General features: G+C 36.3%; 13 protein-coding genes and 2 pseudogenes. 14 read left to right on the top strand and 1 reads right to left on the bottom strand.

Features of this window, described 5'->3' with window-relative positions:
- The first annotated feature begins 2 nt into the window (after window positions 1–2).
- The 8 genes and pseudogenes from FEU33_RS08050 to FEU33_RS19100 all read left to right on the top strand — a co-directional run.
- A pseudogene (locus FEU33_RS08050) lies at window positions 3–962 on the top strand (ABC transporter ATP-binding protein).
- Complete coding sequence (locus FEU33_RS08045) at window positions 916–1968, top strand: ABC transporter permease (protein WP_146548873.1); 1053 nt, start codon at window positions 916–918, stop codon at window positions 1966–1968. The pseudogene FEU33_RS08050 and the gene FEU33_RS08045 overlap by 47 nt, the downstream one beginning before the upstream one ends.
- A gap of 627 nt (window positions 1969–2595) precedes the next feature.
- Window positions 2596–3096 carry a preQ(1) synthase gene (gene queF / locus FEU33_RS08040; RefSeq protein ID WP_146548872.1) on the top strand — a complete coding sequence of 167 codons (501 nt, stop codon included), beginning with the start codon at window positions 2596–2598 and terminating at the stop codon, window positions 3094–3096.
- Between the two features lie 252 nt (window positions 3097–3348).
- The gene (locus FEU33_RS08035; RefSeq protein ID WP_186731357.1) at window positions 3349–3948 is read left to right on the top strand and encodes a TetR/AcrR family transcriptional regulator; all 600 of its coding nucleotides are present in this window, start codon (window positions 3349–3351) and stop codon (window positions 3946–3948) included.
- Window positions 3949–4056: 108 nt separating this feature from the next.
- Entirely contained in the window at window positions 4057–4563 is a 507-nt protein-coding gene (locus tag FEU33_RS08030) for a hypothetical protein (protein WP_146548870.1), read from the top strand.
- A gap of 5 nt (window positions 4564–4568) precedes the next feature.
- A complete protein-coding gene (locus FEU33_RS08025; protein WP_146548869.1) occupies window positions 4569–4949 on the top strand; it encodes an MMPL family transporter in 381 nt (126 codons plus the stop codon).
- A 229-nt stretch (window positions 4950–5178) separates the two neighbouring features.
- The gene (locus FEU33_RS08020; protein ID WP_146548868.1) at window positions 5179–5898 is read left to right on the top strand and encodes a Fe-S oxidoreductase; all 720 of its coding nucleotides are present in this window, start codon (window positions 5179–5181) and stop codon (window positions 5896–5898) included.
- Window positions 5899–6081: 183 nt separating this feature from the next.
- Window positions 6082–6365: pseudogene (locus tag FEU33_RS19100) on the top strand (IS1595 family transposase); the annotation flags it as partial.
- A gap of 3 nt (window positions 6366–6368) precedes the next feature.
- On the opposite strand, the gene FEU33_RS08015 reads toward FEU33_RS19100, so the two are convergent.
- Window positions 6369–6935 (bottom strand): DUF6434 domain-containing protein, encoded by a 567-nt coding sequence (locus FEU33_RS08015; RefSeq protein WP_146548867.1) that lies wholly within the window; start codon window positions 6933–6935, stop codon window positions 6369–6371.
- 378 nt (window positions 6936–7313) lie between these two features.
- On the opposite strand from FEU33_RS08015, the gene FEU33_RS08010 reads away from it, so the two are divergent.
- The 6 genes from FEU33_RS08010 (at window position 7314) to FEU33_RS07990 (ending at window position 12893) form a co-directional block, all read left to right on the top strand.
- Window positions 7314–9008, top strand: coding sequence for an FAD-dependent oxidoreductase (locus FEU33_RS08010; RefSeq protein WP_146548866.1), 1695 nt, complete (start codon window positions 7314–7316; stop codon window positions 9006–9008).
- Between the two features lie 612 nt (window positions 9009–9620).
- Entirely contained in the window at window positions 9621–9779 is a 159-nt protein-coding gene (locus FEU33_RS18770; protein WP_186731356.1) for a hypothetical protein, read from the top strand.
- Between the two features lie 249 nt (window positions 9780–10028).
- Entirely contained in the window at window positions 10029–10652 is a 624-nt protein-coding gene (locus FEU33_RS08005; RefSeq protein ID WP_146548865.1) for a TetR/AcrR family transcriptional regulator, read from the top strand.
- Window positions 10653–10666: 14 nt separating this feature from the next.
- Complete coding sequence (locus tag FEU33_RS08000) at window positions 10667–11485, top strand: substrate-binding periplasmic protein (protein ID WP_186731355.1); 819 nt, start codon at window positions 10667–10669, stop codon at window positions 11483–11485.
- 17 nt (window positions 11486–11502) lie between these two features.
- Window positions 11503–12102 (top strand): amino acid ABC transporter permease, encoded by a 600-nt coding sequence (locus tag FEU33_RS07995; RefSeq protein WP_425328584.1) that lies wholly within the window; start codon window positions 11503–11505, stop codon window positions 12100–12102.
- 44 nt (window positions 12103–12146) lie between these two features.
- A complete protein-coding gene (locus tag FEU33_RS07990; RefSeq protein WP_146548864.1) occupies window positions 12147–12893 on the top strand; it encodes an amino acid ABC transporter ATP-binding protein in 747 nt (248 codons plus the stop codon).
- The last annotated feature ends 3 nt before the right edge of the window (window positions 12894–12896 follow it).

The raw sequence follows: 12896 nt of genomic DNA, 5'->3' as shown, positions 1-12896 counted from the left end.
AAATGGTCGATGTCATAGAAGTACAAAATTTAAAAAAGAATTATCGCGAAATGGCAGCTGTTAAAGGAATTTCTTTTAAAGTAAAACAAGGGTCGTTGTTTGCTTTTTTAGGAACAAATGGTGCAGGCAAATCAACGACGATTGATATTTTATGTACGTTAACAGCAAAGACATCTGGTACTGTCAAAATTGCTGGCCATACGATTGGAACAGGAAGTGCAAATGATTTAATTCGTAAAAAAATTGGAGTCGTTTTTCAAGACAGCATTTTAGACGAACGATTAACCGTCTATGAAAATATTTGGCACAGAGGTGTCGCTTATGGATTAAGCAAAGAGGAATGGAAGAACAATTACCGATTCGTTGCAAACTATTTGCATTTAGAGGATATTGCAAAGAAAAAATATGGCAAACTTTCAGGTGGACAAAGACGGCGTGTAGATATTGCCCGTGCGCTCATTCATCGACCTTCTATTCTTTTTTTAGATGAACCGACAACAGGACTAGATCCGAAAACGCGGCAATTTGTTTGGCAAGCTATCCAAAAGCTACAAGAAGAAACGAATATGACAGTATTTTTGACGACTCATTATATGGAAGAGGCCACAATGGCGGATGAGATTGTCGTCATTAAAAGTGGAAAAATCGTGGCACAAGGAACACCCAATCAGTTAAAAGAAAGATATGCATACGATCAGCTATCTGTTGAGTTCAATAAGGCGATTGATGGGGCAAAATATTTATCATCACATCCATACACGTTCAATTAAGGTACATTCACCATGCCTATCCGATCAACCATAGAGGCATTAGAAATTTTAAAGGAATTAGAACCGGTATTACAATCATTTGAAGTGATTAAGGGATCTATGGATGATGTGTTCATTCGAATCAATGAGGAAGGAGAATTGCCATATGTCAACGATGCTAAGCTTAGTGAGCAGACACTCAAAAGTATTTAGAAGAGAAAGAACAACCGTATTTTTTTCATTGTTATCTGTTTTGATCGTGATTTTGTTGTATGCTTTGTTTTTACAGAAAACGCAGTTGGATGCGATTTCACAGATGGTGACGGTAACAACGGATATCAAATCGATGGTCAATGAATGGATGGTTGCTGGATTGCTATCTATTCTAGCTATTACAACCACATTAGGTGCGTTTGGTATTTATGTACAAGATCTCGAAACAAAAAGGGCAGAAGATTTCTTAACTATGCCGATTTCAAGAGGAAACTTACTGATCAGTTATGTGATAAATGCATTTATCATTGGGAGTGTTTTTTCTATTTTAGCATTGATTGGTTGCGAAATTTTCCTAGTATCGACAGGTGACAAATGGATTGAATTTCCAACGATGCTTAAAATGGTTGGTGTATTATTATTAGCCGTTACACTGGCAAGTTCTTTTAACTTGGTATGCACGTTATTGGTTGAATCTCAGACTGCTTTTTCAACATTAAGTACCATTATCGGTACAGTGATCGGCTTCTTATGTGGTGTTTATGTACCTATGGGTGCACTTCCTGAATATGTACAGAAATTCATGGTTTACTTTCCTTTAAGCCATCCAACAGTCATGTTAAGAAACTTATTGATGAATGATTCATTAGGGAAGGTTTTTGCTGGTGCACCTATAGCAAAAGAAGAGTATATGTCTATGTATGGAGTTACGTATGAATGGCATCATCATCTATTATCACAGGGTACCCATATAGTGTTTATCTTAGGTGCTTCCATCTTATTTTGTATTTTTTCCATTTTAGTTTATCCCGCTTTAACGGGCAGTAAGACCCCCCATCTCAAGATTGAGAGAGAAGCGAAAAAGATAGATGGGAGATCAACTGCCCGTAAAAGTCCGATTGGTTCGGGCCAACAGGATGTTGGTCACTCAGGTGTTGCCACAGGACGTGGAGCTTTTAACCTGAGTTTCTCTAGTTCAGTGGGGGATGAAGAAAACCCCCACTGATAGAGTTTCACTTTATCGATTCAAAAATAAATAAAATTAGTTTGGAAAATGGTCTGTGATCCTCTATTCATGTAGGATAAAATGGTCGACTGAGTGCTATGTGTAAAATAGTTCTCGAACAAAATAGTTGATAAAAAAAGAGAAAGCACTCTATCATAAAATGTACGCTTGGACGGCGGAACACATCTAGAAAGAGGCTTTCTCATGAATAGAATTATATCAGAAATCGGTTCCTTGACAGAATTGAAAACTTCCCATATGATTTATTCGAATATAAAATGAGGTTCATAGCGCAAACCCTCTATAAAAAACTATGGAACATGCGATTCGAGCCATGTCCACTTTTGCGGACATGGCTTTTTAGTTTGGGTTATTGCGATCGTGGCTTCTGTTATTTACCCCGCATTAACGGGCAGTAAGACCCCCATCTCAAGATTTAGAGAGAAATGAGAAAGATAGATGAGGGAATAACTGCCCGTAAAAGCCCGATTGGTTCGGGCCAACAGGATGTTGGGTTCCTCAGGTGTTGCCACAGGACGTGGCGTTCTTAACCTGAGTTCCTCTATTTCAGTGGGGGATGAGGAAAATCCCCCTGATGGAAGTTTCACTTTATAAGGAGGCATTTTCATGTCAGGAAGAACGAATGAGCAGGGATTGAAAGACTTAACGCTTTTAGGTAATCAAAATACAAAATATTCATATGATTATGCACCAGACGTATTAGAAGCGGTGGATAATTTGCATAGCGAAAATGACTTTTTCGTAAAGTTTAATTGTCCAGAGTTTACTAGTCTTTGTCCGATGACTGGACAGCCGGATTTTGCAACGATCTATATTTCATATATTCCGGATCAAAAGTTAGTTGAAAGTAAATCGCTGAAATTGTATTTGTTTAGCTATCGCAATCATGGAGATTTTCATGAGGACTGTGTCAATATGATTATGACAGATTTGGTGAAGCTATTAGATCCCCGCTATATTGAAGTATGGGGGAAATTCACACCTAGAGGTGGTCTGTCCATTGATCCATGGTGCAATTATGGACGTCCAGGTACAAAGTATGAAAAAATGGCTGAGCATCGGTTGTTTCATCATGATCTTTATCCAGAAAAAGTTGATAATCGCTAAATATTTTAAAAATCCAATGACAAATCTACCTGTTAAAATCAAAGCTCTCATAGTGGGGGGTTCTTCATCCTCCTATTGTGTGTTAGGCAAACCCGTCTTGCTTTTATAAGCAGTTGACTCTCTTTTTTATTTGTGTTTTAAAGGGGAGGATATAATTGCCTGTTACTGTAGGATGAATGCTCTTTTAAAGCTGTATCTAAAGTTCTCATCATGGACTTAAGAACAGCTTTTTTCTTTGGGAAAAGATATGATATGGGTGATGATTCATGTTTTATCTGGGTATGGGCAGGGAGAGGGAGGTTTTTGGATGTCTACCAATACAGAAAAACGTATGAAAAAAATATATTGGATAGTTTTATGGAGCTATTATATAAAAAATCATTCTCTACCATTATAGTAAATGATATTTGTCAGCAGGCATTGATTCATCGCAGTTCTTTTTACCGTTATTATGAAGACAAATATCAATTGTTAGAACAGGTGATCAATATAATGGGGGAAGAAGTTCAACAAAAGGTTCTTGAAAGTCAGGGACAATATGAAAATATTTCGGAGGTGGTTATTGATTATGTAGAGCAGCATAATACGTTGGTTGCAAATGTTATCAGAAAGGGTGATGTTACGAATATTATTGATAAATTGTCAAAGCTTTGCGGGGAAATGATTTATGAAAATGCAAAAAATCGCAATGACCCCATTTCATTAAAAGTAAAAAATTTAAATCATCCAGAAGTGATCAGCGAACTTTATGGAAATATGATTCTTGTCCTTATCAAAAAATGGATTAATCGGGAAGGACATATAAATAGACAAAATTTGGTAGATATATTAGATGAAATGGTGCAAAAGTAAGACATTTTAAGACACATGTCTTAAAATAAAACATCTATTCTATTTTGGCGTTTGTTCCTCTATTACTAATTGTATATATTGTAGAAGTATTAGAGGGAGGAAGATAAATTGCTAGATCGATTATTTAATAGAATTGGTCATTTGATTGTAAAAAAATCAAAGCCAATATTAATTAGTATTGCAATTTTAACCATTTTCTTTGCTTTCGGTATAACAAAAATCGATATGAAAATGGGGAATGATGTTTTTGTAAGTTCCAATTCTGATGCTTATAAAAACACAACAACGTATCAAAAAAACTTTGGTGGTGATGGCGTCTACTTATTAATCAGTGGCGACAGGGATAAACTGATTTCGCATGAAATGACCAAGAAATTAGTATCTTTTAACGAAAAAGCCACTAAAATAGATAATATTACTGGGACACTGAACTATGTAACGTTGATGAACGAGATGTTTCAATCAGGTAATGTTTCTTCAATGAATGGTAGTGCCTCTGAGGAAAATAACCATTTAATGCAAGAGACGATGATGAATGAGTTTGATCCAAAAGATGTCAAGAGAATTGAAAAGAATATGGAAGACTCTCTGACACCAAAGCATTATATCCATTAGTTCCAATCGCATTAGTTCTAGGATTTTCACCAGGTACTTTATTATTGTTAAATATGTCGTACAATCCATTAACGATTGCTCTTAGTTGTTTAGTGTTAGGGATTGGTACAGAATTTACAATTCTTATAATGGAACGTTTCCGAGAAGAGGAAGCGAAAGGTTTAAATGCTAAAGAAGCTATAAAAGTGTCGCTCTCTAAAGTGGGGCAAGCTATTACAGCTTCTGGTTTAACAGTGATTTTGGGATTCTCGACATTGATGTTTGTCAGCTTTCCAGTGCTAAAAGATTTTGGTGTTACGACGGTTCTTGATACGCTATTAAGCCTGATCTGTGCACTAACGATCTTGCCAGGGCTCATAACTTTGTTCCGTAAGCGTAGTAAATGATCATCTGAGTCGATCAATCTAGCATAAAAAGCATCGTATTTTGATTTTGCGATGCTTTTTATTCTATGTTGTATAAATGATTTGCCATCAGGCTATAAGCAAATGTAATGATTGTTTTCATTTGAAATAGCATATCTGAGTTCTCTCTATAAAGATGCAATTTTAAAGCTAAAAGGTGTAATTTGTAATATGATAGAGAAGAAATATGATGAAGTAATCAGGTGATAAGATGCCAGCACTTACGATAGATCAAGTTTTGATGCTTGATTCGTACAATGTTTATACAACAATGCCAGCGCGCACTCTTTTTACGTTAGAACGTGTGCATAAAGAATTTTTTCAAGAAGATGAATTTGCAGATTTAATGATGGGCATTACAAATGCTCGTTCGAAAACGGCCGCTATTTCGCATTTTTCCAAGCGTTATGGTCAATTTGTAGCGATGCAATTTTATATGTTAAGTGCTTATGATGAAATCTGGGATGGTAGTGATCGTGATTTGCAATTCGATGCTACAAAAGAAAATGGTCTTTATACGATTTGCATGTTTGCGAGTCCCAATGATTGGCGTTATGTAGAAGACTTAGAACGTGAACATGTCATGTCAACCATTTTATATAAGCAATGTTATCAAATCGTTCAAGATTTACGTAACACAACTTCCATCTCGCCACGGGTTATTTGGGATAATTTTTTTGTACATATAGTAAACGTTTATGCAAAATTACTTGATGATCCGCAACTTGCTGATCGAGCAATGGCAGATTTAGAAATATTGGAGTCAACAGAAGTGTGGTCACGTTTTAGTGAAAAGTCTTTGTTTTATGAGTATACGAAAGGCAGAGCACCTGCAAGCCTCGTTAATCAGCCCATACGAAGATCATGTTGCTTGTCAAAAGATATTCCGGGTCTTGGCGCTTGTGGTTATTGTCCTCTTGAACGTGACTAGAAAATTCTTACCTCCATTCCAGGTTTTTGAGGATTTTATTTGAAGATATCATGTTATTTTGGATTGTAATCACATAATGATTGTGCAAGAGTGGTCACTACTCTAAGCACTTATCTATACATGTCATGTCAGCAATCTTATGAGATTTTCTCAAGGATTGCTCAGATATAGCATAAACTATAAGAATTCGATAAACTAAAATGCTTACAACACGAAACAGTGGTTGAACACCAAAAACAGCGTGTAAAAAGATATACCATATCCAACACGTTAATAATTTTTATAATTGTTTGAAGGGGAGGGTGGAGCGTTCTCAAGGTATGGGCAAAAATACTTGGATAGGTTACCCATACTGGTCGAGTTGGATTGAATTAGGGGAAAAGGCATTTGATGAACGAGTCAAACAAATGCTTGTTTCCGCTTGTCAAAAGTCAAATCACAGCATAGTAGAAATGTTAAAATGTACCCAACTAATTAGACGTATATTTATGGCTTCCAGGAAGTTTTTTAATTTCATTCCAGGCTTTAATCGCTTTTTCACGACTTTTTCCTTGATTTTTGGGGTCGGCAAAAAAGTCACGAATAAATTGATTATATTCAAATTTGGGTGCAATGATTTTCTTGTACGAAGGATCTTTTTTCCGTTCTTCTTCCTCATACCAAGCATCTACTACATCACAATATGTTTTTCCAACATTGTTTTTAAAATAGTTTTGGATATAGGTGGAAAAATGAAATTTCGGAATAACTGTCTTAAAAAAAGCTCTTACATTTTGACTACAACGATGGTTTTCTGTAATAACTGTATCAAGACTTAAATCTACCTGAGGCTCCATCTTCTTATTCGCTTTCGATTTTCTGGTAGGATTTTTTATTTCTCCTGTCCGAAGAAATGTTTCAATCCTATTGGAAATCTCTATTTTAGAACCAGAAGCACTTATTCCATTTTCTCTACAAAAAGATTGTAATTCTTCCTTTAACCAATAGAAATCTTTAAAACCTTCTACACTTATATCTTTCGTTAGGTTAGGTCTCATAAATTACGCCCCCATATTTCTTTATTATATATTATAGAACATTTGTTCTTTATCAGCAAAAAGAATTACAAACAAAAACAACAAAGTTTACGAAAGTAGCCTAAGAATAAAATTTTTCGTCATCTTTAATGGTTTTTATCTCTATAGATCGTGTTTTTTGTTACTTCTGATGCGAGTAAACTTTATTTGTTGACAAAATACCTACATGGGTATAAATTTAGATTAAAGTAAAATTTAAGCTTCACTTTATAAAATAGATTCAGTCAGGTCATTTTGTTATTTTATATACCCTAGTAGGTATAAAATGTTTTGCTTTATTTGAACAAATCGATAACTGTATGGTTCCACAGAGCTAATAAATCCAAGGAGTGATAGTGAATGGGTAGAAAGTTTTTAATTGTTGGTGGAGTAGCAGGTGGTGCATCAACTGCTGCACGTATTCGAAGATTAGATGAACAAGCGGAAATTATCATGTTTGAAAAAGGACCTCATGTTTCCTTTTCAAACTGTTCTTTACCATATCATTTAAGCGGGATTGTTGAAAATAGCGAAAAGCTTGTTCTGATGAGTCCGCAAAGCTTTCAATCAAAATATAATATTGAAGCACGTGTTCATCAAGAAGTCGTGAAAATTAATCGTGATCCAAAAACAGTCACAGTCAAAAATGTAGCTACGGGTGAACAATATGATGAAGGCTATGATACGCTTGTGTTATCACCTGGCGCAAATCCATTTGTACCCAATCTAGTAGGTATTGATATGCCACATGTGTTTACTGTACGTAATGTACCAGATATTGAACGCTTAAATCACTATATAAAAAGCGATGGTTTAAATGATATTGCTGTCATCGGTGGAGGATTTATTGGGGTTGAAGTAGCAGAAAATCTAAAATTAGCAGGTAAAAACGTTTCTTTAGTAGAGTTTAATCATCAAATTATGGTGCCTTTTGATGATGATATGGCTCAAATCCTTCATAAAGAAATGACAGATAAAGGTATTCAATTGATTCTAGGAGATGGTCTTGCAAAAGTTGCAGAAGATCATGTGGAGTTAAATTCAGGTAAGCAAGTGAAGGCACAAGCAGTCGTTTTAGCAATCGGTGTTCGCCCTGAAACCACTTTGGCAAAAGAAGCAGGTCTTGAAATCGGAGAACTTGGCGGGATCAAAGTAAATCAAAATTATCAAACATCAGATCCTTCCATTTATGCAGTAGGAGATGCGATTGAAGTATATCAACGTATTATACGTAAACCAACGCGTCTTGCTCTAGCGGGTCCTGCCCAAAGACAAGCTCGTGCAGCAGCTGATCATATGTATGGTATTCCACATCAAAACAAAGGAGTAATCGGTTCTTCGAGTATAAAAATTTTCGATCTGAATTGTGCAGTAACCGGTTTGAATGAAAAGACTGCCAAAAAAGCAGGAATTCCTGCTGATAGCGTGTATATTATTGCACCAGATAAAGTAAGTTTAATGCCTAATAGTCATCCACTTCATTTTAAACTAGTTTTTGAAGTACCAACAGGCCGCATTTTAGGCGCACAAGCTATTGGGAAAGGAAATGTCGATAAGCGGATCGATGTTATAGCAACACTTATCATGATGGATGGTACATTAGAAGATTTAAAAGAACTAGAATTAACCTATTCTCCAATGTTCAGTACAGCAAAAGATGTTGTAAACTTGGCGGCGCTTGTCGGATTGAATATCTTATATGGTCGCTATCAACAAGTTCATGTTTCAGAAGTCCGCGAGTTGGTTGAAAGTGGAGCTGTATTTGTAGATGTTCGAGAAAAAAAAGAGTTTGCTAATGGACATTTAGTCAATGCTATGAATATTCCATTGAGCGAATTACGCGATCGTATGGATGAAGTTCCAAAAAATGTACCAGTCTATGTACATTGTCGCTCTGGTCAACGGAGTTATAATGCAGTCATGGCACTACAAAATTCAGGGTATGATCATGTATATAATGTGTCTGGATCCTTCTTAGGTATTTCTTTATATGAATATTTTCACGATGTGACTATGAATCGTGAAAAAATTGTAACAAATTATAATTTTAAATGAATCAATTTCATAATGCAAAATTCAGATAAAAAACACGAACATTTCAAATCAACATGAAAATTAATATTCAGAAATTTTTGTTCCGCTACAGACGGCGCTTTCCACGGGCTAGGCTTCAAATCTCCTCGGGTCGACACGATGTTGACCCCGAAGCCGTTGCCACAGGACGTGGCGAACTTAGGCTTTGTCCCTTAAAACGTTCCTGCGGGGCTTTCAGCTCAAGCTTTTCCCGTAGGACTTTGAATAAGCCTCCTTGAACTCACACCGCACGCAGGAAATGCGCATGCATTTTCGAGGAGTCGCCGTCTTCCGCTCCACAACTATCAAAATTAGTGATTCTTAATGTTCGTATTTTTTAAGAAGATGATGATTTATGAAATTGATTCAAATAAATATATTTTTAGTCACACATGAACAGACCTAAGTATAAGCCACTAAAACCAATGCATTTGAAATTGGTTTTAGCGGCTTATTTGTGATGTTCTATGAACAATTTTAGCTGTAATTATATAAAGTGTAGATGGAGCAATCATGATAGTTTGCTTGAAACAGTAAAAAAATCAGGCGTGTTGATTATCCAATTTAATCCATAAAAATAGGGGGATTTGTTGATTGCAGCGAAGGCTTGCTCGCTTTCCTGTGGGCGAATGCTGGGGGCGACAGGATGTTGGTCACGGAATCGTTGCCACAGGACGTGGCGTTCTTAGATTCCGTTCCTTCAATCGCTACGCTGTGGGGTCTCATCTATTCGCTTTTCCCGCGGGACGTTGAATTTTCTTCCTCGAATCACACCGCACGAAGGAAATGCGCATGCATTTTCGAGGACTCGAGCAAGCCGCAGCGAAGATCTATATAAATGGTCTTAAAAATACAGAGTCTTTCAAAAATTGCACCCGAATATGTATTCCTAATTTTTGTAAAATAAACACGTGTGTAAAAAAATTTGAGCATTACTATTGACTAATTTTTAGTAATCTTATAGGATTTAATTGACTAACGAGTCAGTCGAGGTGAAAAAGAATGCAAGCGGATGTTCGTAGACAGGAAAGAGAGCAGCAGTTGATTAAAATAGCACTTGAGTTGTTCGCAACTGTCGGCTATGAGAATACCAAGATTTCAGATATTGTGGCAAAAGCAAATGTCTCTCAAGGGACTTTTTACTGGTATTTCAAAAGCAAAGAGGCTATTGCTTTAAAAATGCTTGAAGATGGACGCAAAAAAATATTAGAGGCTATTGCAATTGGCTATCGCGATTCAAAAGCTTCTATCCAAGAATCCACTATCTCTACAAGTCATTTATTTGAACAAATTTTTCATTTTGCCGAGGAAAATCCATATTTGATACACATACTTTTAAAGGGTGTGCATTCTCAACCGTTATTACAACAAAAAGTGGATGAGATCAAATCTGATATGGAGATAGCCTTTGCAAATAATATTCAACGTGCAAAAGAATTAGGAATGTTAAACCAATCAATGGAACCTAAAATGCAGGCCGTCTTTATCATGAGTCTGTTAGAAGGTGTGCTATCTCGATGGCTATTTACAGAACGAAGCGAAAATCATCCTTTCGCTGAAAAATCGTTACAAGAAATCATTGAAAAAACCGTACATTTTGAATTTTTCGGTATTTTCGGTGTCTAACAGGAGGAAAAAACGTGAAGAAAATAAATTGGTTATTAACGCTTGTAGTTGCATCCGTTTTGGTACTTAGTGCGTGCGGAGGAACAGCAACAAAAAAAGAAACGAAAGACAACGATGCTTTAACAAAGGTTCAAAAAAATGGGGAAATGACCATCGGAATCATGGGAACATATGCACCCTATAACTATATGGGGAAAGATAAAGAATATACGGGCTTCGATGTTGATATTGCAAAGGAAATCGCAAAACGTCTTGATGTAAAAGCCAAATTTGTCGCACAAGATTTCTCTGGATTAATCCCAGGCTTACAAAAAGGCAAATTTGATGCGCTTGTTAGTCAAGTAACTATTACAGATGAACGTAAAAAAGCCATTGATTTCTCAGAACCTTATATTACAAACGAAGTAAAAGTGATTGTAAAAGAAAATAATAACAACATCAAATCAGTAAAAGATTTTAAAGGTAAAACGATTGGCGTAGGTCTTGGTACAAATGATGAAACCTATTTACGGAATGATTTAATGCCAGAAGTCGGCAATTTTAAAATCAGCACATATGATGATGTCATTACCACTTTAAAAGATTTAGATGCTGGTCGTATCGATGCAACGATCAACAATGTTTATGCATTAAAACCAATCATTGAAGAAAACGGTTATAAGATTAAAGCTGTTGGAGAAGCCATTAAAGCAGACAAAGCAGCTGTAGCAGTTAAAAAAGGAAATCCTAAATTCGTAAAAGCTATCAATAAAGCATTAGAAGATATGAAAAATGATGGTACGTATAAGAAGATCTTCGTCAAATGGTTTGGAGAAGAACCACCAGCAGAATAGAGAAAGTAGGAACAAACATGGATCTAGTTTTAGAAAATATCCCTTTTCTATTAAAAGGAGCCTATTACACACTACTGATTACAGTGGTATCCATGTTCTTCGGTTTAATCATTGGTTTATTAGCTGCGATTGCTCGTATAAAGGGCAATCGCTTTGTGCGTAATGTCGCAAGAGCTTATGTTTCCATTATTCGAGGAACACCACCACTTGTTCAAATTGTCATTGTCTACTATGGTTTGGTCGATTATGGAATCGAACTTGGCCCATTAACAGCTGCTTATATTGCTTTAAGTATTAATATAGGGGCTTATGTTTCTGAAGCATTCCGCGGTGCGATTCAATCCGTTCCAAAAGGTCAAACGGAAGCGGCACTTGCAACGGGGATGACGGAGAAACAAGCTATGCGTCGCATCATTATTCCGCAAGCGATACGATATGCGATTCCACCACTTGGCAACACATTTGTTGGTATGTTAAAAGAAACCTCTCTTGTTTCGGTTATTGCTGTGACGGAATTAATGCGCTCAGCTCAATTATTAGTGGCTCAATATTATGTATATATGCCATTCTATCTATCAATCGGCATCATGTATTGGCTGATGAGTAATTCATATTAAACAAAATAGAAAAACGATTATCAGTATACTAGGAGGTGCAGATAATGATAGATATTAAAGGACTATATAAAAATTATGGTAGCCATCAAGTGTTAAAGAACCTCAACCTAACCATTCCTGCACATCAAGTAGTTGCTGTCATTGGACCTAGTGGTTCAGGTAAAAGTACGTTTTTAAGATGTATAAATGGGCTAGAAGAGATGACACAAGGTAAGATAACCGTTAATGGACATGAGATCGATGCCAATGCTTCTAAGAAAGTATGGCAAAAAGCGATTTATGCCATACGTCAAGAAACAGGTATGGTGTTCCAACAATTTAATCTGTACCCACATAAAACGGTTATCGAAAATGTGACGGAAGCTCCTATCGTCGTGAAAAAAATGCAAAAAGAGAAAGCATACACTATTGCTTCAGCTTTATTAAAGAGAGTTGGACTGTCAGATAAAGAGAATGTTTATCCATCACAGCTATCTGGGGGCCAACAACAAAGAGTCGCGATTGCAAGAGCACTAGCGATGGAGCCGAAACTGATGCTTTTTGATGAGCCGACTTCAGCATTAGATCCAGAATTAGTTGGTGAAGTACTGAAAGTGATGAAAAGTTTGGCTGAAGAAGGTATGACGATGATCATTGTGACACATGAGATGAACTTTGCCAAAAACGTAGCTGATCGTATTTTATTTATGGCTGATGGTGTGATCGTAGAAGATGCGAATCCTAAAGCATTTTTTAAACGGCCACAAACGAATAGAGCTCAGCAATTCTTACAACAAGTAACTGAATTTTAAGGA

The sequence above is a fragment of the Rummeliibacillus suwonensis genome (assembly GCF_007896435.1).
In the GTDB taxonomy this organism is placed as follows: domain Bacteria; phylum Bacillota; class Bacilli; order Bacillales_A; family Planococcaceae; genus Rummeliibacillus; species Rummeliibacillus suwonensis.
Note: the sequence above shows the minus strand (reverse complement) of the source record. Positions and strands in the feature narration are given on the sequence as shown.

Bases quoted from the DNA above. Each gene is read 5' to 3' on its own strand.
- FEU33_RS08020 (WP_146548868.1), top strand. From the start codon at position 5,179: ATGCCAGCACTTACGATAGATCAAGTTTTGATGCTTGATTCGTACAAT.
- FEU33_RS07995 (WP_425328584.1), top strand. From the start codon at position 11,503: ATGGATCTAGTTTTAGAAAATATCCCTTTTCTATTAAAAGGAGCCTAT.
- FEU33_RS08045 (WP_146548873.1), top strand. From the start codon at position 916: ATGTCAACGATGCTAAGCTTAGTGAGCAGACACTCAAAAGTATTTAGA.
- FEU33_RS08010 (WP_146548866.1), top strand. From the start codon at position 7,314: ATGGGTAGAAAGTTTTTAATTGTTGGTGGAGTAGCAGGTGGTGCATCA.
- FEU33_RS08005 (WP_146548865.1), top strand. From the start codon at position 10,029: ATGCAAGCGGATGTTCGTAGACAGGAAAGAGAGCAGCAGTTGATTAAA.
- FEU33_RS07990 (WP_146548864.1), top strand. From the start codon at position 12,147: ATGATAGATATTAAAGGACTATATAAAAATTATGGTAGCCATCAAGTG.
- queF (WP_146548872.1), top strand. From the start codon at position 2,596: ATGTCAGGAAGAACGAATGAGCAGGGATTGAAAGACTTAACGCTTTTA.
- FEU33_RS08015 (WP_146548867.1), bottom strand. From the start codon at position 6,935: ATGAGACCTAACCTAACGAAAGATATAAGTGTAGAAGGTTTTAAAGAT.
- FEU33_RS08035 (WP_186731357.1), top strand. From the start codon at position 3,349: ATGGGTGATGATTCATGTTTTATCTGGGTATGGGCAGGGAGAGGGAGG.